This window comes from Pseudomonas brassicacearum, assembly GCF_000585995.1.
GTDB lineage: Bacteria > Pseudomonadota > Gammaproteobacteria > Pseudomonadales > Pseudomonadaceae > Aquipseudomonas > Aquipseudomonas brassicacearum_A.
This window is the reverse complement of the sequence record NZ_CP007410.1, coordinates 1520632-1540089: the sequence shown is the minus strand read 5'-3', so window position 1 is coordinate 1540089 and position 19458 is coordinate 1520632. Positions and strand designations below refer to the sequence as shown.

Below are 19458 nucleotides of genomic sequence, written 5' to 3'. Positions count from 1 at the left end.
CTTGATTTTTGTTTGGCAAGCCGCCCTGATGACCGCCCCTAAAAACGATAAGAATACTCGCACCACCGGTCGCCCTACGCTCAATGAAGTCGCACGCCTGGCCGGTGTCAGCCCCATCACCGCCTCCCGTGCCCTGCGTGGCGTCAGCACCGTAGCCGCCGACCTGGTGGAAAAAGTCCGCCAGGCCGCCGTGGAACTCAACTACGTCGTCAACCCCGCTGCCCGCGCCCTGGCTTCGGCCCAGAGCCATTCGGTGGTGGTACTGGTGCCGTCGTTGTCCAACCTGCTGTTCATCGACACCCTGGAAGCCATTCATCGCGTGCTACGGCCCAAGGGCTTCGAAGTGGTGATCGGCAACTACCACTACTCCCGGGACGAAGAAGAAGACCTGCTGCGCAACTACATGGCCTATCAACCGCGTGGCTTGCTGCTGACGGGCTTCGACCGCACCGAAAGCGCCCGACGCATGATCGAGGCGAGCAATATTCCCTGTGTGTACATGATGGAGCTGGACCCGGGCGCCGGCCTCAACTGCGTTGGTTTTTCCCAGCTCAAGGCCGGCGAGACAGCGGCCGAGCACCTGATCTCCCGAGGTCGCAAGCGTCTGGCGTACATCGGCGCGCAACTGGACCAGCGCACGCTGTTGCGCGGAGAAGGATTCCGGCGCGCCCTGCAGAAGGCCCGGGTGTACGATCCGGACTTGGAAATGCTGACACCGCGCCCGTCATCGGTAGGCCTGGGCGGCGAGTTGTTCCTGCAACTGCTGGCCAGCCATCCGGACGTCGATGCAATCTTCTTCGGCAACGACGACCTGGCCCACGGCGCCCTGCTCGAAGCCTTGCGCTGTGGCATCAAGATCCCCGAGCAGGTTTCGATCCTGGGCTTCAACGACCTGCCCGCCTCGGCCCACATGGTGCCGCGCCTGAGCAGCATCAGCACGCCACGGGAAGCCATTGGCCGCCGCGCCGCCGAACAGATGCTGGCGTTGATGGCGGGCAACCGCATCGCTCAACCGGTGGTGGACTTGGGCTTTGAACTCAAGGTTCGCGAAAGCACCTGATCCGGCGACCTCCCGCACGGAGGCGGTCGATCCATGCCGTCCGACGGCAAGGGTTGGCCACCCGGCTCGTAGCCCTTGCGTCCATAGCCGTTGAAATCCGGGAGGCTCGCGGCGGCGGCATGGGTTTTGCTCCTGCCCATCGCTCAGCCATTACCCACAGGAATTCATCATGTTGGTCAGTGCAAAACAGCAAGCGATGGTCTTGCCGCTCAAACGCCCGGGCGAGGATCCAACCGCCGAAGCCGCCAGCGGCCTGCAAAGCGCCGCGTTGCAGGCGTTGCGCGATAATGTCCAGGCCCAGGCCAGTCAGGGAAGTGCCCAGGTCCAGGAGTCCTTCACCCGCCGCGCCACGCAACAGGTCAGTGCGACCACCGCGATCAACGATAATGTCGATGAGGCTTTCGCCAAGACCCGCGTGCAATTGCAAACCCTTGCCTCATCAGCGTCCGAAGAGGCCACCACGCCTGGCAGCTCTGCGACATCAGCGTTCAAGGAGTACATGAGCAAGACCCCCGAAGAGCGCCTGCGCGACAGCATTCTCGAAGAGATGGGCATTACTGAAGAAGAGTTCGAGGCGATGCCGCCCGAGAAGCAAATGGCGGTCAGCCAAGAGATTGCCCAGCGCATGCAGGACAAGTCGGCGATGGCCCAGGTCGAAAAGGCGCAGCAGAGCCATAAGGGTGACAAGGACCCTGTCACGGATACGTTTCTCGCCTCGCTTTGAGCCTGGGCAGCGCCACGCTGAAGGCTTCAGCGCATGAGTTGGGGTGACAGCCCCAGCTCATCCCTGGGGTCAACCGAGGCGGTACCGGTTCAATGACCGAACAGATTCACCTTCTTGGTCTTTTTGTCAGCGCGTTTTTCATCGGCAGTCTTCGCCGGTTTTTTCTTTGCCGCTTTTTTTGAATCCATGCCTTTGGCCATGATACGTACTCCACTCATACGGGATGTGAAGTCAGGTATACACCTATCGCCGCACCCGCGTTCTTTTATAATCGCCCTCCCCTTATCATCCGCGACCCCGCCATGTCCGAAATCCACTACACACAGCTCGAAGAACCGCTGTGGCCGCTGATGAACAAGTTCTATCGCGCCCAGCAATCCTCGATGAAAGCGGTACGTGAAGCTCAGCTATGGGTGGCACGGCGGGATGAAATCGTCGCCGCGCTGTGCTTGCGGCCGGTGTCGGGTGGGCATTGGTTGACAGGGTTGTTTGTCGATCCGGCGTACCGCGTACAAGGGATCGCGGCACGGTTGATCGCTGAAGCGGTGAAAGGTATTGAAGGGCCGGTGTGGCTGTTCTGCCACCCGGACTTGCGCGGCTTTTATGAACGGCGCGGGTTCAGCTGCGATCCCGAGCTGCCTTATGCGATGGCTGAGCGCCTGAGCCGGTATGCCCGCAGCAAGCCGATGATTGCGATGGGGTGGGAGCTAAATACCCTGTCCTGAATGCAATACAGATCTCATGTGGGAGCGGGCTTGCTCGCGAAGACGGCGGCACATCCAACATCCATGCAAGCTGACCTACCGCTTTCGCGAGCAAGCCCGCTCCCACAGGGTTTTGTGTCCGGTGATCAGTCGTCTGCTGCCGGATCCATGTCCGGAAACATCACCTCGGTAAACCCGAACTTGCTGAAATCACTGATGCGCGAAGGATACAAGCGCCCGATCAGGTGATCGCACTCATGCTGAACCACCCGTGCATGGAAGCCTGAGGCAGTGCGCACGACAGGCAGGCCCTTCGGGTCGAAACCTTCGTAGCGGATGTGCTGGTAACGATCGACCGCCCCGCGCAGGCCCGGCACCGACAGGCAGCCTTCGAAGCCCTCTTCCATCAGGGGGCTCAGCGGGGTAATCAACGGGTTGATCAAGATCGTCTGGGGCACTGCCTCGGCGTCGGGGTAGCGTTCGCTGTGTTCGAAACCGAAGATCACCAACTGCAGGTCAACGCCGATCTGCGGCGCTGCCAGGCCGACACCGCCGACGCTTTCCATGGTCTGGAACATGTCGTCGATCAATTGCCACAGTTGCGGGCTATCGAACATTTCGACGGGCACTGGCGGGGCAATGCGCAGCAAGCGTTCGTCGCCCATTTTCAGGATGTCGCGAATCATGGTCGGGCTTCGTCAGTGTGGGTGTGAGGGATGGAGTGGTCGCGCCCAAGGCCCGACACATGGTGTTTTTCGTGCTCACCGGCGACCTTTTCGCCACGGTCCTTGCCCTCGGTGGACATGTGTTCGATCACCGCATTCATTTCCGCACCGAGCAACAGCACCGCCGCGGAAATATAGAAATACAGCAACAACACAATGATCGCGCCGATACTGCCATACATGGCGTTGTAGTTGGCAAAGGTCTTGACGTAAAACGCGAAGCCCAATGACGCGACAATCCACACCACCACCGCCAGCACCGACCCCGGCGTGATGAAGCGAAACTCCTGCTTTACATCGGGCATCACGTAGTAGATCAGCGCCACGGCCACCATCAACAAAACCACGATCACCGGCCAGCGCACGATGGTCCAGAGCGTGACGATGAATTCCTCCAGCCCGACCTGGGCCGCGATCCAAGCCATCACCTGTGGCCCGAGCACCATCAGTGCCGCGGCGGCCAGCAGCATGCCGGCAATGCCGATGGTGTAAAAAATCGACAGTGGGAAACGCTTCCAGGCCGGACGACCCTCGACCACATCGTAGGCAGCGTTCATCGCGCTCATCATCAACCGGACACCGGCGGAGGCCGTCCATAACGCAATGACGATACCCACCGACAACAACCCGCCCTTGGATTGCTGGAGCTGGTCGATCACCGGGTTGACCTGTTCCAGGGCCTGGGGCGGCAGCACCAGCTCCGATTGCAGGCGCAACCAGGAGAAGAAGTCCGGCAGGTGCAGAAAGCCAATCAGCGCGATCAGAAACAAGATGAAGGGGAACAGCGAAAACAGCATCTGGTAAGCCAATGCCGAGGCGTAGGTCGACATCTCGTCGTCGAGAAACTCGGTCACGGTGCGCATCATCACACGATGCAAGGGCAAGCCTTTCAAGGCCGGGAACATCATGTGCGTCTCCTTTCGCCGCAAAAAAGGCTGGTCGCTTGGCGACTCGAGGGGCCGTTATGTACAACAAAGTAGCCTGTTTGGTGACTTTGGAGCAATTTCCCCGGTGCAAGTTCGAGCCGACACGAAAACGGCCACCCGCGGATGGCCGTTACAATCGTTTTTCAACAGGCCGGTTATGCCTCGTCGACGCCTTTCTTGACCGCATCCTTGGCCTTGCCCACGGCTTGCTGGGCTTCACCTTTTTTCTCCTGGACCACGCCCTCGGCGCGCATGCGGTCATTGTCGGTGGCCTTGCCAACGCCTTGCTTGATGTTGCCGACGGCTTCGTTGGCAACGCCCTTCACTTTATCGCTCGTGCTACCCATGATGTCTCTCCTGTGAACAACTGTACGAAAAGTCATTACATAAGGGTTGACCGAGCCGGTTTGCGGGGAGTTTCATTTTTCAGCGGTACATTTCATCGTCGAATGCAGGTAGCACTTTATGTTTGTCGATCAACCCCCGAGAATGCGCCACGTATTCAGGCTGCGGCCCGAAGCTCCAATCCCGTAGGAACGTTATGAAACTCGATAAAAAGCAGGCCATTGCCCGTAGAAACCAGGAACTGGGCGGCGCCGTACTGGGCGTCAATAACTGCCATTTCAGCGAATTGAACCGTAACCGCAACATCTTCTGGTTCGATATCCCGGTGGCGCGCCTGGCCATCGGTCAATACGAATGGATCCATCTGCTGCTGCACACGCCGGCCACTGATGAGCTGTTGCACCTGAAAGTGCCAACGGTGTTCCTGCGCGAGAAACTGGAAGGACTGGAAGTGCGCAACCAAGGCAAGCGCAAGGCAGCCCTGAGCCTGGAATTGAGTGCCGACAAGGATTCCTACCTGCAGGACATGCGGCCAGGGGGCACCAACCTGGATTTTGCGCAGTTCAGGTTGTAACTGGGCCCGAGATAGGCACTGCGCTCCCTGTGGCGAGGGAGCTTGCTCCCGCGGGGCTGCGCAGCAGCCCCCTTCGATCTAACTGACACACCGCAAGGGGCCGCTGCGCGTCCAGCGGGAGCAAGCTCCCTCGCCACAAAGGCGCTCTCGCTTCAGGTCATCGCCCAACAAAAAGCCCCGCTTCTGCGGGGCTTTTTGTCCACAAGCTTTTACTTCTTCAGACCCAGCTTCCTGAGTTCTTCATCACGCAACTCGCGCCGCAGGATCTTGCCCACGTTGGTGGTCGGCAACGCATCGCGGAATTCCACCGCCTTGGGCACTTTGTAGCCGGTGACGTTGGCGCGCATATGCTCCATCACCTGCTCCTTGGTGAGCGTGACACCCGGCCGGGCGACGATGAAGATCTTGATCGCCTCGCCGGACTTCTCGTCCGGTACGCCGATGGCCGCGCATTGCAGCACGCCCGGCAGGGTCGCCAGCACGTCTTCCAGCTCGTTGGGGTACACGTTGAAACCGGAGATCAGGATCATGTCTTTCTTGCGATCGACAATGCGCATGTAGCCGTCTGGCTGGATCACCGCGATATCACCGGTCTTGAGCCAACCGTCGCTGTCGAGGATCTCATCGGTGGCGTCCTGGCGCTGCCAGTAGCCCTTCATGACCTGCGGACCTTTCACACACAGTTCGCCGATTTCACCCAATGGCTGTTCGACGCCCGCATCGTTGATCACCTTGCACAACGTCGACGGAACGGGAATGCCAATGGTGCCGATCTGGATGTTCTGGATCGGATTGACGGTGGCCACCGGACTGGTCTCGGTCATGCCATAGCCTTCGCAGATCGGGCAACCAGTCACCGCTTTCCAACGCTCGGCTGCCGCCAGTTGCAGGGCCATGCCACCGGACAAGGTAACTTTCAGTGCCGAGAAATCCAGCTTGCGGAAGGCTTCGTTGTTGCACAGGGCCACGAACAGCGTATTGAGGCCGACGAAACCGCTGAACTTCCACTTCGACAATTCCTTGACCATCGCGGAGAGATCGCGCGGGTTGCTGATCAGGATGTTGTGGTTGCCGATCAGCATCATCGCCATGCAATGAAAGGTGAAGGCATAGATGTGATACAGCGGCAGCGGCGTGATCAGCACTTCGCAACCTTCATTGAGGTTGGAGCCCATCAGCGCCTTGCACTGCAGCATGTTCGCCACCAGGTTGCGGTGGGTGAGCATCGCGCCCTTGGCCACGCCGGTGGTGCCGCCGGTGTATTGCAACACGGCCACGTCGTCGCTGGTGGGGTTGGCTTCGTTGACTGGCTGGCCGTGGCCCTTGCTCAGCACATCGTTGAACTTGATGGCCTTGGGCAAGTGATAGGCCGGGACCATCTTCTTGACGTACTTGATCACGCTGTTGATCAACAGACGCTTGAGCGGCGGCAGCAGGTCGGCGACTTCGGTGACGATGACGTGCTTGACGCAGGTCTTGGGCACCACGGTCTCGGCCAGGTGCGCCATGTTCGCCAGGCAGACCAGCGCCTTGGCGCCGGAGTCGTTGAACTGGTGCTCCATTTCCCGCGCGGTGTACAGCGGGTTGGTGTTGACCACGATGAGACCGGCACGGATCGCACCGAACACGGCCACTGGGTACTGGAGAACGTTGGGCAATTGCACGGCGATTCGATCGCCCGGCTGCAAATCGGTATGCTGTTGCAGATACGCGGCAAAGGCACCGGACAATTCGTAGAGTTCACCGTAGGTGATTGTCTTGCCGAGGTTGCTGAATGCCGGCTTGTCGGCGAAGCGTTGGCAGGATTGCTTCAACACCGCCTGAATATTCGGATACTCATCTGGATTGATGCCGGCAGCAATCCCAGCTGGGTACTTATCCTTCCAAAAGTCTTCAATCATGGAAGCCCACTCCTCAGCAACGCGAATTCTCACCGCATTTGATGCGATTATTATTGGTGTGTTTATTGGTGAATCTGGCTTGAATGAAGGCCGAGAAGTCACAAAAGCGCGCCGAGAGTAGCAGCTTTGCCAAGGGTCGCCTAGAGCCAAAATAAGGCCCTACAGTCACAAACATGACTCATGAATATTTTATGGTCATTTTTAGAGTAAAAATTCTAAGCCCTGGATAATGACCTCGAATACATAAAAAACTGTGGGAGCGAGCTTGCTCGCGATGGCGGTGTATCAGCCAACATCTCTGTCTCTGACCTACCGCAATCGCGAGCAAGCTCGCTCCCACAGGGTTTCCATGAGGCAGGCGCCTCAGGCGATATCCCGCAACTCCCGCCGCAGAATCTTGCCCACCGGCGTCATGGGCAACGACTCGCGCAACACGATGTGCTTGGGTACTTTGTAGCCGGTGAAGTTTTCCTTGCAGTAAGCCTTGAGTTCTTCAAGGCTGACGCCCGCCTCGCGCGCCACCACGAACAGTTTCACCGCCTCCCCCGAACGCTCGTCCGGCACGCCGATCACCGCGCAGCTGGCAACTTTCGGGTGGGCCATCACCACGTCTTCGATCTCGTTGGGGTACACGTTGAAACCCGAGACGATGATCATGTCCTTCTTGCGGTCGACGATACGCACGAAACCGTCCGGGTCGATCACCGCGATATCCCCGGATTTGAACCAGCCTTCGCTGTCCAGCACTTCGGCCGTGGCTTCAGGTTTGTCCCAATAACCCTTCATGATCTGCGGCCCCTTGATGCAAAGCTCGCCGCGCTCGCCGAAGGGTTGCTCGACGCCGTCATCGCTGATCACTTTCATGAGCGTTCCCGGCACCGGCAACCCCACGGTGCCCAACCGGGACTTGCCGCCATACGGGTTGGCGCAGGCCACGGGCGAGGTTTCGGTCAGGCCGTAGCCTTCGGTGATGCCGCAACCGGTGAGCTGTTCCCAGCGCTCGGCGGTGGCCTTGATCAGCGCGGTACCACCGGAGTTGGTGACCTTGAGGCTGGAGAAGTCCAGGGACTTGAAATCCGGATGATCCATCAACGCCACGAACAACGTGTTGAGCCCCAGCAGCAGGGAGAAACGCCAGTTCTTCAACTCCTTGATGAAGCCAGCGATGTCCCGCGGGTTGGTGATCAGCACGTTGTGGTTGCCGGTGACCATCATGCACATGCAGTTCGCCGTGAAGGCATAGATGTGGTACAGCGGCAGCGGCGCAATCATCACCTCCTGGCCTTCGCGCAGCAACGGATGGCCGTCGTCACCGACCTGGCCCAGGCACGCCCGGGTCTGTTGCATGTTGGCTACCAGGTTGCCATGGGTCAGCATCGCGCCCTTCGCCAACCCGGTGGTGCCGCCGGTGTATTGCAGCACCGCAATGTCATCGAGGCTGACCTTCAGCGGCTTGATGCCATGGCCCCGACCCAGGCGCAAGGCGCTCTTGAATGAAACGGCCTGGGGCAATGAATAGTCGGGGACCATCTTCTTGACCTTGCTGATCACGGTATTGACCAGCCACCCCTTGGCGGTGGGCATCAGGTCGCCCATTTTTGCTTCGATCAGGTATTGCAGGTCAGTGTCGGGCAGCACTTCCTGGACTTTCTGCCCGAACAGGTTCATGTACACCAGCGCCCGGGCACCGGAATCCTTGAACTGATGACGCATTTCCCGCGGGGTGTACAACGGGTTGGTGTTGACCACGATCAGCCCGGCGCGCAAGGCACCGAACACGGCAATCGGATACTGCAGGACATTGGGCATCTGCACCGCGATACGATCACCGGGGACCAGGTCGGTGTGGGCTTGCAGATAGCCAGCAAAGGCCGCGCTGTAGCGTTCGACCTCGGCATACGTGAGGGTCACTCCCATGTTGCTGAACGCTGGACGGTCGGCAAACTTCTTACAGGAACGTTCGAACACCTCGACTACCGACTTATAGGCCCCCAGGTCTATTTCCGAGGGGACGCCGGCCGGGCGTTTGTCATTCCAGAAATCAGGCTGCATTGTTTTTGTCCTCTTTACCTGAGCGTATCCGGGCCGCATCTGTGTTGCTTGCAGAGGCGGAGCTCTTGGGACACTAGCAGCTATGGCCAATCAGGCAAATATGGCGACCTGCGTCATAGATTGTGTGAATCTTCCTGCCTCGACGTAGGCTGATCAGGCGAGACGTAGCGGATGCGCTATACAATGCAGCAACCCTGCGCCAGCCCCTGTGTAAAGGAATCGCAATGATCCACCAAACGTTCATGCTGACCGCGACCGACCACAGCCGCCTGTTCGTCAATGAGTGGCTGCCCGAGACCGAGCCGCAAGCGCTGATCATGCTGGCCCATGGCATGGCTGAACACAGCGGCCGCTACGCGCGCCTGGCCCAGGCGCTGTGCAATGCAGGCTATGGTGTCTACGCGCCGGACCTGCGCGGCCATGGCAAGACCGGCGAAGAAGCGATTCTCGGTCACTTTGCAGACGAGGACGGTTGGGCCAAAGTGGTCGGCGACCTGGCCAGCCTCAACCAGCACATCGGCCAGCAACATCCCGAGACACCCATTGTGCTGCTGGGCCACAGCATGGGCAGCTACATCGCCCAGGGTTACCTGCTGCACCACAGCGCCAGCCTGCACGGAGCGATTCTCAGCGGCTCGAACTTTCAACCGGTGGCGCTCTACCGCACTGCTCGCCTGATCGCCCGCTTCGAGCGTCGACGCCAGGGCGCCACGGGGCGCAGCGCCTTGATCGAGTGGCTGTCGTTTGGCAGTTTCAACAAAAAATTCAAACCGGCACGCACGCCCTTCGACTGGCTCAGCCGCGACCCGATCGAAGTTGATAAATACGTTCATGACCCGTTGTGCGGCTTTCGCTGCACCAATCAGCTATGGATCGACCTGCTCGGCGGCTTGCAGCAAATCAGCAAAGCGTCCAATCTCGCCCAGATCGATCCGGGCCTGCCGTTGCTGGTCATCGGCGGCGAATGTGATCCGGTGAGCGAAGGCAAGCGTCTGAAAGATCTGGCCGACGCCCTGCGCGAGGCCGGCAGCCAGCACCTGCAGCTGATGATTTATCCGCAGGCGCGGCACGAACTGTTCAACGAGACCAACCGCGACGAAGTGACGGCCGACGTGCTGGCCTGGATTGCCCAGGCCCTGAGCCATAAACGGCCGCCACGAAGCGAGTAAGTCTTTCAGCGTTTTCCTTATATCCTCACAGGATTTGAAACAGATGACCCAGGTTACCAACATCCCTTACGAAGCCCTCGAAGTCGGCCAGACCGCCAGCTACAGCAAAACCGTCGAAGAGCGCGACATCCAGTTGTTCGCCGCGATGTCGGGCGACCATAACCCGGTGCACCTGGACGCCGAATTCGCCGCGGCGAGCATGTTCAAGGAGCGCATTGCCCATGGCATGTTCAGCGGTGCGCTGATCAGCGCGGCGGTAGCCTGCGAGCTGCCTGGGCCGGGCACCATTTACATCGGCCAGCAGATGAGCTTCCAGAAACCGGTGAAAATTGGCGACACCTTGACCGTGCGCCTGGAAATCCTGGAGAAACTGCCGAAGTTTCGCGTGCGCATCGCCACGCGCGTGTTCAATCAGCGCGATGAGCTGGTGGTGGATGGCGAAGCCGAAATCCTCGCACCGCGCAAGCAACAGACCGTGACGTTGCCGACGTTGCCGGCGATTACTGTTGGTTGATTACCGCGATCTAAAGTGAATTATATGTGGCGAGGGGATTTATCCCCGCTGGGCTGCGAAGCAGACCCAAAAAGCTGAAAGCAGTCAGCCTGACACATCTCTATGTTGAGTCTCAGGGCTGCTTCGCAGCCCAGCGGGGATAAATCCCCTCGCCACAAAATTACTGATGGCCCTCCTGCACCTGCACACTCGCCGTCATCCCCGCACTCAGGCTCACCCCTTCCGGGACCTTGTCCAGTTTGATCCGCACCGGAATCCGCTGCGCCAGGCGCACCCAGTTGAAGGTCGGCTCAACTTCGGCCAGTAACTGCGCATCGGGGTTGGTGTTGCGGTCGGTGATACCACGACTGATGCTTTCGACATGGCCCTCCAGCGCATGGTCGGCGCTCATCAGCCAGACCTTGACCGAATCACCCACGCGAATCCTCGGTAGCTTGGTTTCTTCGAAATAGGCCTGCACATAAAACGTCGAATCGTCGATCAGCGCCATGACCGGCTGCCCGGCGTTCACGTAATTGCCTTCGGCCAGGCGCAGGTTGGTAATGTGGCCGCTGCGTGGGGCCAGCACCTGGCTGCGGGCCAGGTTGAGCTCGGCGACCTTGGCCTCGGCCTGGGCTTCACGCAGTTCGCCCCGGGCGATGCCCGCGTTGATTTGGGCATTTTCCCGCAGCTCGGCACTGATGGCCTGGGGCCCCAGGGCGGCGCGGCGACTGGCTTCGTGCTCACGCAGGCTCAATTGCTGCTGACGGGTCTGGACCACCGCCCGAGCTTTCTCCACCGCGGCCTCGAAACGCTCGCGGTCGATGCTCAGTAGTAAATCACCGGCCTTGACCGCCTGGTTATCCACAGCCTTGAGCTCGCGCACCCAACCCGACACGTCGGGCGCGATCACCACCACGTCGGCGCGGATCCGCGCATCGCGGGTCCAGGGCGTGAGCATGTAGTACTGCCACAAATGAAACCCGGCGAAGATCGCCACGACCACCACGCCCAGCGTGACGGCGACACGTACGGAGGTACGCATGTTCAACTCCTATAGCGGCCCGAGGACCACGGTAATAACAGTCAGGACACAGACATACAGGGCGCAGTCGAACAAGGCTTCATGCCAGATCCAGCGCCCGGCCGGCACCAGGCTGAGCAACAGGCGCAACGCACCGGTCACCAACAAGGCCAGCACCACATAAATCAGGAACGGGCTGAGCAACACCCCGCCGATCGACCACTCACGCAAGCCCATGGCTGTGCTCCTGTCGTTCAGGTTCGTGCTGGCGGCACCAGGCGCGCCAACTGTTCTGCAATTGCACCACCGCGCCTTGGGCCAGCTTCAGCGCATCCCCGGGCGGCTGCGTCGACAACAGTTTGAGGAACTCGGCGCTCGCTGGGGCCAGGGCATCCGCCTGGCTACCGACCGGACCGCGCTCGAGCACCTGCTCCAACGTTTCAAAATAACGGCGCTGGGCCAGATTGTCGGGCACTTGGGCGACGGCCAGGCTCAGACGCAAATGCAGCAGCTCATCACCCATGTCCAAGCCCAGCAATCCATCATCCCAACGGCTGCGCGCCGGTACCGGCAGCTCGGGATAGTGCCGCGCCAGTTGCAGCAACCGGTCAGCCATGCGCCCACCGAACCAACTCTCGGCGCCGCGCAGATTGCGCCGGGTCAGGCGCACCAGATCGTGGAGCGTCGCGGCCAGCAGGCGACGGCTGTGCCAGGCCGGGTCGCGCAGAATCAGCAGATTGAACGCCAGCACCGCCGCACCGACGCCGATCATCATCGCCTGGGCGTTGTTGAAGAAAGCCGCGACGTCGTACTTCATGGCGTTGAGCGGCGACACCAGCACCACGAAATGCAGGCAAAACGAGGTAGCCGTGGCGAATATCTGCGGCTTGGCCATGCCCAGCGCCCCGAAAAACAACGGCACCCCCATGGCCATGCAGAGCATCGCGAAGCTGCTCCACTGCGGCAGCACGATCTCGCCAATCACAAACGCCGTCGGCACCGCCAACAGGATGCCGCGCAGGAAGCTCATGCCGATCTGCGCGCCGTTTTCGCGACTGGCGAACAGGCTGCACACCACGCAGGTCAGCACCAGCGCGCCCGAGGCGGCGGGCCAGGCGGTCGCCAGCCAGAAACAGGCAACCGCCAGGAACGCCAAGGCACTACGGGCACCGAACACTATGGCCAGGGACAGATCACGATGGGGCGTCAAGGTTCGCGGTGGATCGGTCGCCTCCCTGCCCTCTTGTACGGCCGTCAGCGCGGCGCAGGCGGCCATGGCGGTATCGATCAACAACGCGAAACGGGCCAGGCAGTAACTTTGCGCCGAGCTGATCTGTGGATCGTGAGATGCATCCCATACCCGGGGACGCAAGGCTTGCAGGGTCGCGCTGTCGGCGTCGAGGGCTTGCCGTACCTCGTTCATCCACGGCTGGAGAGCCTCGGCCTCCTGGGGTTCGAGCTGTTGCCATTGCCGACGCACCGAACGGGAAAGGCGCAATAGCATGAGCAGTTTCTGGCTCAAGCCGCTGATGGCCCGGGCCCGCTGCCGGCCAAGGCGGCCTTCGAACCAGGCGTGTTCGCGCTGGGCATCCACCGCGACGATCTTGCCGAGGATTTCCAGCAACCCTTTACGGGCCTGGGCATCGCCGGCCAGGGTGGCACGGGCCGCCTGCATGCCGCTCTGCCAGGCGGCCCGCGCCTGACCGGCCAATTGCCGCTCAACCCGCAACGGCCAGAGCAAGGCGCTGGCCGCCGTGGCGCAGACAATTCCCAGGCTGATCTCGGTACAGCGCGCCACGGCCTGGTCGAACACGCCCAGCGGATGCGAAATAGCCGGCAACGCGATGATCGCCACCGTGTACCCGGCCAGCACGAATGAATAGGACCAGGCACTGCGCAGCAGTGTGGAACAGGCGGTGCACAACCCTAGCCATAGCGCCAGGGCTAGCAGGAACAACCACGGCGCCTGGGCGAACAAGCCCATGAACACCACCGACATGACCGTGCCCACCAGCGTGCCGAGCAACCGTGCCAAGCCTTTCTGCAGCACCATCCCGGACAACGGCTGGGCCACGATGAACGCGGTCATCAGCGCCCATGACGGCTGCTCCAGCCCCCAGCGCAACGCCAACCACAGCGCCAGTCCGCCACCGAGAACGGTTTTGATGGCGAACTGCACAGCGAGGCGGTCAGGGGCGAACAAGGCCTGGAAAGTAATGGGCACGCAGGAAACTCTTCTGGGGGGACGCAATAACGATAGATGCAATATAGGATGGTTGGCAGGCACCAATTATTAGCTAGCTAACTATGTGAGTCCAGAGGTGATTACTGGCGAATTTAACAACACACTTTTTCTGGAGGACGCCCAGTTAAAGGGAATCCTTAGCAGCTACTGAAGCGAACGCTTTTGTGGCGAGGGGGGCCGCTGCGCAGCCCAACGGGGATAAATCCCCTCGCCACAACGGTGTTCACTTTCAATCTGAGTAGCCTCCCACAAAAAAACGCCAGGCAAGCTGGCGTTCTTTTAGTTCAGGGCGCGTTTAAGAACGGGCGCGTGCCTGGTTACGCAGGGCCTTGACCTGATCATGGTTACGTTGCACGCCATGGTACTGACGCTCAACCAGGTCACGAATGCCCACCAGGTTGTGCTTGGTGATCTTCTCCAGGGCTTCGCGGTAAGCCTTGAGGGCATGATCTTCGCCACGCTCGGCTTCGTTGAGCACCGCTTCCTCGTCCTTGCCGGTGAACATGGACTTCACGTCCACCCAACGGCGGTGCAGGTCACCGGCCACGCTGGTAGAAGTTTCCGGGTCGCCGCCCAGCGAACGAACGGCCGCTTGCAGTTCGGCAGCAGCGGTGGCGCAATCGGCGGCGCGCTGGACAAACAGCGATTTGAGTTCTGGATGCTTGATGTCTTCAGCGCAGGTCTTGAAGCCTTCCTGACCATCTTTGCTGGTCTCGATCAGGTCATTCAGGACGGAAATGGATTCTTTATTAATGTCGGTCATTTTTCAGTTCCTTTGCGGGTGAATAGATAAACCTGCAAGGGATATTGCATCGGTCATGCCAGCCCTAGAACTCAATTAATTCTATTTAAAATCAATAAGTTATCAAAACAGCTCAAAACTGTATCCGCGCTATTTGCATGATCTGTCATTTGGCCTGCATGCAGAATGCCTGTATTTTCCAAGTTGTTTGAATCAAGACGATTGCCATGAACCCGGAAAAGCTCGAACTGCTGGTCACGCGCCAGATGCCCTTTGGTAAATACAAGGGGCGAATCCTCGCCGACCTGCCTGGCCAATACCTGAACTGGTTCGCCCGCGAAGGTTTTCCCCACGGAGAATTGGGCGGTTTACTGGCATTGATGCAGGAAATCGACCACAACGGCCTGTCGGATCTGCTCGACCCATTGCGCGCCAAGCACGGCAAACCCAAGCCTCGCCACTAACGATTGAGCCCCGTCCATGCCTGAAAATACCCTGCGCGCCCACGACGAAGCCTTCTGGCAGACCTATGTCGGCCGTTATGAGGTCGACACCGAGGGGCCGCTCAATCTGGAAAACGGCTACTTCGGTCGCATGTCGCGAACCGTGGTCGAGGAATACCAGCGCAATATCGCCTTCATCAACCGCAGCAACTCGGTGTATGTGCGCCAGCATTTCGACCAGGAACAGGGCGAAGTGATTCGCCGCCAAGTGGCGCAACTGATCCACGTAGCACCGCAAACCGTGGCGATGGCCACCAGCGCCGTGGATGCCCTGCAATCGTTGATCCGCAACTACAACAGGCTGAAGCCGGGGGATCAGGTGCTGGTCTGTGACCTGGAGTACGCGGCGGTCAAAAGCGCGATGCGCTGGCTGGCCCGACAGCGTGGCGCAGAGGTGATCGAACTGGTCCACCAGCACCCCGCGAGTTTGGAAAGCCTGGTGGGCACCTATCGCAAAGCGTTCATTGACCACCCTCGCGTGAAGCTGATGGCGCTGACCTACGTCAACCACCTCACCGGCTTGGTGATGCCGGTCCAGGCCATTGCCGAGACGGCCCAGGAGTTTGACGTCGATATCATTCTCGATGGGGCCCATGCCTTGGGCCAGATCGATTTCGACATCAAGAAACTCGGCATTCACTTCGCCGGGTTCAACCTGCAGAAGTGGATCGGCGGGCCCCTGGCCCTGGGTTTCTTATACATTGCTCCGCAGCGGCTGGCCGACATCGACCCGGACATGGACGAAGGGCATTATCCCGTCACCGACGTCCGCTCGCGCATACCCCATAGCACGCCCAACATCCCGGCCCTGCTGACCCTGCCCCTGGTGTTCGAGGAGCATTATGCCCTGGGCGGCGCTGCGGCCAAGGGCGCGCGGCTCAAGTATCTGCGGGACCTGTGGGTGAATGCCGTGCGTGATGTACCGGGTATCGAAGTCATGACCCCGGACGATCCGAGCCTGTATTGCGGCATCACCTCGATGCGCTTCACCGCCCAGACGGACCAGCAGGCGATGGCCGATCGACTGCTCAACGACTATGGGATCTTCACCGTGGTCCGCCACACCAGCGTCGGGCCGTGCATCCGCATTACACCGGGGCTGACGACCCTGGCCGGTGATATCCAGCGACTGGTCCAGGCGCTGATGGAATTGAGCCGAACATAGTTGTGGCGAGGGAGCTTGCTCCCGCTGGGCTGCGAAGCAGCCCCCTCTCAAAGGCCACTCAGTCAACCTGATCCACCGCGTCGCCAGGTTTCAGGGCCGCTGCGCGACCCAGCGGGAGCAAGCTCCCTCGCCACGGGGCTTAGTGTTGTGCCGTCATGCGCGATACAAAATCCCGGGCAAAAAAAAACGGCGCGCCGACCAAGCGCACCGTAAAGCCGTAGAACACCCAACGAGGTTTCGGTAAAGCTAATCAGTCCAGCAGCGCCAATGCCTCGGCGGTGCATTCCTGGATGCGGGCCCAGTCGCCGTTCTTGATCCACTCCGGATCAAGCATCCAGCTGCCGCCCACGCACATCACGTTTTTCAACGCCATGTAGCTCTTGATGTTGGCCGGGCTCACGCCGCCGGTCGGGCAGAATTTCACTTCGCCGAACGGGCCGCCCAAGGCCTTGATGGCCGCGACGCCGCCGCTGACTTCCGCCGGGAACAACTTGAAGCGGCGATAGCCCAGGCCATAGCCCTCCATGATGCCAGAGGCGTTGCTGATGCCCGGCAGCAACGGGATAGGGCTGCCAACACTGGCCTCGAGCAGATCACGGGTGATGCCTGGCGTGACGATGAACTGCGAACCGGCGGCCTCGGCGGCGGCCAGCATGTGACGGTCGAGCACGGTGCCAGCGCCGGTCACCAGTTCCGGACGCTGCTCACGCAACACCTGGATGGCCTTGAGGCCGTACTGAGAACGCAAGGTCACTTCCAACGCCGTCAAACCACCGGCAGCCAGGGCGTCGGCCAACGGCAGGATGTCCTGTTCGCGGGCGATGGTGATCACCGGCAGGATCCGCGCCTTGGCGCAGAGGCTGTCGATCAGGGTAACTTTGTCCGCCATGGAAACGGTCGGGGAAGGGTTTTTCATAGCGGCTGATCCTTGGTTCATGGGCACCAGTAAATCTCTAACGTAGGTTGCAGAAACGCGCGGATCGGCATTTGGGCGACATCGTCACCGGCCACCGCGGCGTTCAGGGTGGTCAATTTCGACTGACCGGAAATCGACAGCACTTTGTGTTTCGCCGAGGCCAGCAAGGCGCGGCTCATGGTCAAGCGCTGGTGCGGCACGGTCGGCGCCAACATCGGCCAGCAACGGCGCGTACCGTTGGCATCCAGGGCTTCGGCCAGGTTCGGACTGTCAGGGAACAGCGAGGCGGTGTGCCCGTCGTCGCCCATGCCCAATATCAGTACATCGATGGGCGGCAGCTCGGCCAACAAGCGATCCGCCTGTTCGGCAGCCGCCTCCAGGTTGGCGCTGGCACTGTAGAGGCTCAGGAACTGGGCCTTGGCCGCGGCACCTTGCAGCAGATAGCGCTTGAGCAGGCCGGCATTGCTGTCGGCATGTTCAACCGGCACCCAGCGCTCATCGGCCAGGCTCACCACCACTTTCGACCAGTCCAGCGGCTGTTTGGCCAGGCTCTGGAAAAATGCCACCGGGCTTCGACCGCCGGACACCACCAAGGTGGCCGCGCCACGGGCATCGAGCGCACCCCGCAACTGCTCGGCCACTTTCAACGCCAAGCCTTCAGCCAGCAACACCGGGCTTTTGAACTCGAGGGCGCTGACGCCCTGGGGCAGTTTCACTTCAGATATCGCCATACCATGACCTCCCATCCCGCGTGATCAGTGCAATGGAGCTCATCGGCCCCCAGGACCCGGCCGCATACGGCTTGGGCGCATCACCGGATTTCTTCCACCCGGCGATCAACTGGTCACACCACGTCCACGCGGCTTCAATTTCATCTTTACGGACAAACAGGTTCTGATTGCCGTTCATGACTTCCAGCAACAACCGCTCGTAGGCATCGGGTATCCGTGCGCTGCGATAGGTGTCGGAGAAGTTGAGTTGCAGCGGACCGCTGCGCAATTGCATGCCCTTGTCCAGGCCTTGCTCCTTGGTCATCACTCGCAAGGAAATCCCTTCGTCCGGTTGCAGGCGGATGATCAGTTTGTTGCTGATCTGCAGGCGCTGCTCGGGCGCGAAGATGTAGTGGGACGGTTCCTTGAAGTGAATGACGATCTGCGACAGCTTCTGCGGCATGCGCTTGCCGGTACGCAGGTAAAAAGGCACCCCGGCCCAGCGCCAGTTGCGAATGTCGGCGCGCAGGGCGACGAAGGTTTCGGTGTCGCTCTGGGTATTGGAATTGGGTTCTTCGAGGTAACCGGGTACAGCCTTGCCTTCGCTGTGACCGGCGATGTACTGGCCGCGCACCACCTGGGTGGTGAGGCCTTCCGGGCTGATGGGTGCCAGGGCCTTGAGCACCTTGACCTTCTCGTCACGGATGCTGTCGGCGGACAAGTCAGCCGGTGGATCCATGGCGATCAGGCACAGCAGCTGCAGCAAGTGGTTCTGGATCATGTCCCGCAGTTGACCGGCCTTGTCGAAATAGCCCCAACGGCCTTCGATGCCGACCTTCTCGGCCACGGTGATTTCCACGTGGGAAATGTAGTTCTGGTTCCACTGGGTTTCGAACAGGCTGTTGGCGAACCGCAAGGCGATCAGGTTCTGCACCGTCTCTTTGCCCAGGTAGTGGTCGATGCGATAGGTGCGGTTTTCCGGGAAGAACTGCGCCACGGCGTCGTTGACCTTGCGCGAGGATTCCAGGTCCGAGCCGATGGGTTTCTCCAGCACGACACGGGTGTTCTCGCTCAGGCCGACCTTGGCCAGGTTCTCGCAGATGGCGCCGTAGACCGATGCCGGGGTGGCGAAATAGGCAATGACCTGTTGGGCCGAACCGGCTCGCTCGGCCAAGGCGACATAGTCGTCAGCCTTGAGGAAATCCACGTGCAGGTAAGTCAGTCGCGCCAGGAAGCGCTCGAGCACGGTTTCGTTGAGGTCCTTGTCGCCCACGTAGCGGCGCAGCTCAGCGGCGATGAACGCCAGGTGCTGCTGCTCGCTGCCGGGTTCACGGGCCAACGCGATGATCCGCGTGTCTTCGTGCAGCAAGTCCGCGCCATCGAGTTGATAAAGGGCAGGAAAGAGCTTGCGCAAGGCCAGATCGCCCAACGCACCGAACAAGGCAAATGTGCACGGTTCAACCGTTATGGAATGCATGAT

The 19458-nt window shown here is 60.4% G+C and carries 20 protein-coding genes; 8 read left to right on the top strand and 12 right to left on the bottom strand.

Annotated elements, in window-relative coordinates; genetic code table 11:
* Nucleotides 1–28 precede the first annotated feature (28 nt).
* The 3 genes from CD58_RS06680 (at nucleotide 29) to CD58_RS06670 (ending at nucleotide 2509) form a co-directional block, all read left to right on the top strand.
* Nucleotides 29–1060 (top strand): LacI family DNA-binding transcriptional regulator, encoded by a 1032-nt coding sequence (locus tag CD58_RS06680; protein ID WP_025212267.1) that lies wholly within the window; start codon nucleotides 29–31, stop codon nucleotides 1058–1060.
* Nucleotides 1061–1229: 169 nt separating this feature from the next.
* Nucleotides 1230–1784: a hypothetical protein gene (locus tag CD58_RS06675; RefSeq protein ID WP_025212266.1), complete on the top strand. Its 555-nt coding sequence runs from the start codon at nucleotides 1230–1232 to the stop codon at nucleotides 1782–1784.
* A gap of 302 nt (nucleotides 1785–2086) precedes the next feature.
* Nucleotides 2087–2509, top strand: a complete 423-nt coding sequence (locus CD58_RS06670; RefSeq protein WP_025212265.1) for a GNAT family N-acetyltransferase — start codon at nucleotides 2087–2089, stop codon at nucleotides 2507–2509.
* 125 nt (nucleotides 2510–2634) lie between these two features.
* On the opposite strand, the gene def is transcribed toward CD58_RS06670, so the two are convergent.
* The 3 genes from def to CD58_RS06655 form a co-directional block, all read right to left on the bottom strand.
* Nucleotides 2635–3174, bottom strand: a complete 540-nt coding sequence (gene def, locus CD58_RS06665; protein ID WP_025212264.1) for a peptide deformylase — start codon at nucleotides 3172–3174, stop codon at nucleotides 2635–2637.
* The gene (locus CD58_RS06660; protein WP_025212263.1) at nucleotides 3171–4121 is read right to left on the bottom strand and encodes a YihY/virulence factor BrkB family protein; all 951 of its coding nucleotides are present in this window, start codon (nucleotides 4119–4121) and stop codon (nucleotides 3171–3173) included. The genes def and CD58_RS06660 overlap by 4 nt, the downstream gene beginning before the upstream one ends.
* A gap of 173 nt (nucleotides 4122–4294) precedes the next feature.
* A complete protein-coding gene (locus CD58_RS06655) occupies nucleotides 4295–4486 on the bottom strand; it encodes a CsbD family protein (protein WP_025212262.1) in 192 nt (63 codons plus the stop codon).
* A 194-nt stretch (nucleotides 4487–4680) separates the two neighbouring features.
* Here CD58_RS06655 and CD58_RS06650 point away from each other — a divergent pair, with 194 nt between their 5' ends.
* The gene (locus tag CD58_RS06650; protein WP_025212261.1) at nucleotides 4681–5058 is read left to right on the top strand and encodes a hypothetical protein; all 378 of its coding nucleotides are present in this window, start codon (nucleotides 4681–4683) and stop codon (nucleotides 5056–5058) included.
* 209 nt (nucleotides 5059–5267) lie between these two features.
* On the opposite strand, the gene fadD1 is transcribed toward CD58_RS06650, so the two are convergent.
* Both fadD1 and fadD2 read right to left on the bottom strand, forming a co-directional pair.
* A complete protein-coding gene (gene fadD1 / locus CD58_RS06645) occupies nucleotides 5268–6959 on the bottom strand; it encodes a long-chain-fatty-acid--CoA ligase FadD1 (RefSeq protein WP_025212260.1) in 1692 nt (563 codons plus the stop codon).
* A 363-nt stretch (nucleotides 6960–7322) separates the two neighbouring features.
* Entirely contained in the window at nucleotides 7323–9011 is a 1689-nt protein-coding gene (gene fadD2, locus CD58_RS06640) for a long-chain-fatty-acid--CoA ligase FadD2 (RefSeq protein WP_025212259.1), read from the bottom strand.
* A gap of 224 nt (nucleotides 9012–9235) precedes the next feature.
* Here fadD2 and CD58_RS06635 point away from each other — a divergent pair, with 224 nt between their 5' ends.
* Both CD58_RS06635 and CD58_RS06630 read left to right on the top strand, forming a co-directional pair.
* Nucleotides 9236–10180: an alpha/beta hydrolase gene (locus CD58_RS06635; protein WP_025212258.1), complete on the top strand. Its 945-nt coding sequence runs from the start codon at nucleotides 9236–9238 to the stop codon at nucleotides 10178–10180.
* 43 nt (nucleotides 10181–10223) lie between these two features.
* Entirely contained in the window at nucleotides 10224–10694 is a 471-nt protein-coding gene (locus tag CD58_RS06630; RefSeq protein WP_003184579.1) for a MaoC family dehydratase, read from the top strand.
* Between the two features lie 160 nt (nucleotides 10695–10854).
* Here the strand turns inward: CD58_RS06630 and CD58_RS06625 are convergent, their stop codons facing one another.
* The 4 genes from CD58_RS06625 to CD58_RS06610 all read right to left on the bottom strand — a co-directional run bounded on the left by CD58_RS06625 (nucleotide 10855) and on the right by CD58_RS06610 (nucleotide 14705).
* A complete protein-coding gene (locus CD58_RS06625; protein ID WP_025212257.1) occupies nucleotides 10855–11718 on the bottom strand; it encodes an HlyD family secretion protein in 864 nt (287 codons plus the stop codon).
* A gap of 9 nt (nucleotides 11719–11727) precedes the next feature.
* Complete coding sequence (locus tag CD58_RS06620; RefSeq protein WP_003198565.1) at nucleotides 11728–11934, bottom strand: DUF1656 domain-containing protein; 207 nt, start codon at nucleotides 11932–11934, stop codon at nucleotides 11728–11730.
* Complete coding sequence (locus CD58_RS06615; protein WP_025212256.1) at nucleotides 11921–13921, bottom strand: FUSC family protein; 2001 nt, start codon at nucleotides 13919–13921, stop codon at nucleotides 11921–11923. The genes CD58_RS06620 and CD58_RS06615 overlap by 14 nt, the downstream gene beginning before the upstream one ends.
* A 316-nt stretch (nucleotides 13922–14237) precedes the next feature.
* Complete coding sequence (locus CD58_RS06610; protein WP_025212255.1) at nucleotides 14238–14705, bottom strand: ferritin-like domain-containing protein; 468 nt, start codon at nucleotides 14703–14705, stop codon at nucleotides 14238–14240.
* A gap of 206 nt (nucleotides 14706–14911) precedes the next feature.
* On the opposite strand from CD58_RS06610, the gene CD58_RS06605 reads away from it, so the two are divergent.
* Nucleotides 14912–15148: a DUF3820 family protein gene (locus tag CD58_RS06605; RefSeq protein WP_025212254.1), complete on the top strand. Its 237-nt coding sequence runs from the start codon at nucleotides 14912–14914 to the stop codon at nucleotides 15146–15148.
* A gap of 16 nt (nucleotides 15149–15164) precedes the next feature.
* Nucleotides 15165–16352: an aminotransferase class V-fold PLP-dependent enzyme gene (locus CD58_RS06600; protein WP_025212253.1), complete on the top strand. Its 1188-nt coding sequence runs from the start codon at nucleotides 15165–15167 to the stop codon at nucleotides 16350–16352.
* 250 nt (nucleotides 16353–16602) lie between these two features.
* Here the strand turns inward: CD58_RS06600 and CD58_RS06595 are convergent, their stop codons facing one another.
* The 3 genes from CD58_RS06595 to zwf are packed head-to-tail and all read right to left on the bottom strand — an operon-like array spanning nucleotide 16603 to nucleotide 19455.
* The gene (locus CD58_RS06595) at nucleotides 16603–17268 is read right to left on the bottom strand and encodes a bifunctional 4-hydroxy-2-oxoglutarate aldolase/2-dehydro-3-deoxy-phosphogluconate aldolase (RefSeq protein ID WP_025212252.1); all 666 of its coding nucleotides are present in this window, start codon (nucleotides 17266–17268) and stop codon (nucleotides 16603–16605) included.
* Between the two features lie 17 nt (nucleotides 17269–17285).
* Entirely contained in the window at nucleotides 17286–17999 is a 714-nt protein-coding gene (pgl, locus tag CD58_RS06590) for a 6-phosphogluconolactonase (RefSeq protein ID WP_025212251.1), read from the bottom strand.
* Nucleotides 17986–19455 (bottom strand): glucose-6-phosphate dehydrogenase, encoded by a 1470-nt coding sequence (zwf, locus tag CD58_RS06585; RefSeq protein ID WP_025212250.1) that lies wholly within the window; start codon nucleotides 19453–19455, stop codon nucleotides 17986–17988. Before zwf ends, pgl begins: the two co-directional genes overlap by 14 nt.
* Nucleotides 19456–19458: the final 3 nt, after the last annotated feature.

Coding starts and splice junctions, on each gene's coding strand:
- CD58_RS06680 (WP_025212267.1), top strand. CDS start 29: ATGACCGCCCCTAAAAACGATAAGAATACTCGCACCACCGGTCGCCCT.
- CD58_RS06675 (WP_025212266.1), top strand. CDS start 1,230: ATGTTGGTCAGTGCAAAACAGCAAGCGATGGTCTTGCCGCTCAAACGC.
- CD58_RS06670 (WP_025212265.1), top strand. CDS start 2,087: ATGTCCGAAATCCACTACACACAGCTCGAAGAACCGCTGTGGCCGCTG.
- def (WP_025212264.1), bottom strand. CDS start 3,174: ATGATTCGCGACATCCTGAAAATGGGCGACGAACGCTTGCTGCGCATT.
- CD58_RS06660 (WP_025212263.1), bottom strand. CDS start 4,121: ATGATGTTCCCGGCCTTGAAAGGCTTGCCCTTGCATCGTGTGATGATG.
- CD58_RS06655 (WP_025212262.1), bottom strand. CDS start 4,486: ATGGGTAGCACGAGCGATAAAGTGAAGGGCGTTGCCAACGAAGCCGTC.
- CD58_RS06650 (WP_025212261.1), top strand. CDS start 4,681: ATGAAACTCGATAAAAAGCAGGCCATTGCCCGTAGAAACCAGGAACTG.
- fadD1 (WP_025212260.1), bottom strand. CDS start 6,959: ATGATTGAAGACTTTTGGAAGGATAAGTACCCAGCTGGGATTGCTGCC.
- fadD2 (WP_025212259.1), bottom strand. CDS start 9,011: ATGCAGCCTGATTTCTGGAATGACAAACGCCCGGCCGGCGTCCCCTCG.
- CD58_RS06635 (WP_025212258.1), top strand. CDS start 9,236: ATGATCCACCAAACGTTCATGCTGACCGCGACCGACCACAGCCGCCTG.
- CD58_RS06630 (WP_003184579.1), top strand. CDS start 10,224: ATGACCCAGGTTACCAACATCCCTTACGAAGCCCTCGAAGTCGGCCAG.
- CD58_RS06625 (WP_025212257.1), bottom strand. CDS start 11,718: ATGCGTACCTCCGTACGTGTCGCCGTCACGCTGGGCGTGGTGGTCGTG.
- CD58_RS06620 (WP_003198565.1), bottom strand. CDS start 11,934: ATGGGCTTGCGTGAGTGGTCGATCGGCGGGGTGTTGCTCAGCCCGTTC.
- CD58_RS06610 (WP_025212255.1), bottom strand. CDS start 14,705: ATGACCGACATTAATAAAGAATCCATTTCCGTCCTGAATGACCTGATC.
- CD58_RS06605 (WP_025212254.1), top strand. CDS start 14,912: ATGAACCCGGAAAAGCTCGAACTGCTGGTCACGCGCCAGATGCCCTTT.
- CD58_RS06600 (WP_025212253.1), top strand. CDS start 15,165: ATGCCTGAAAATACCCTGCGCGCCCACGACGAAGCCTTCTGGCAGACC.
- CD58_RS06595 (WP_025212252.1), bottom strand. CDS start 17,268: ATGAAAAACCCTTCCCCGACCGTTTCCATGGCGGACAAAGTTACCCTG.
- pgl (WP_025212251.1), bottom strand. CDS start 17,999: ATGGCGATATCTGAAGTGAAACTGCCCCAGGGCGTCAGCGCCCTCGAG.
- zwf (WP_025212250.1), bottom strand. CDS start 19,455: ATGCATTCCATAACGGTTGAACCGTGCACATTTGCCTTGTTCGGTGCG.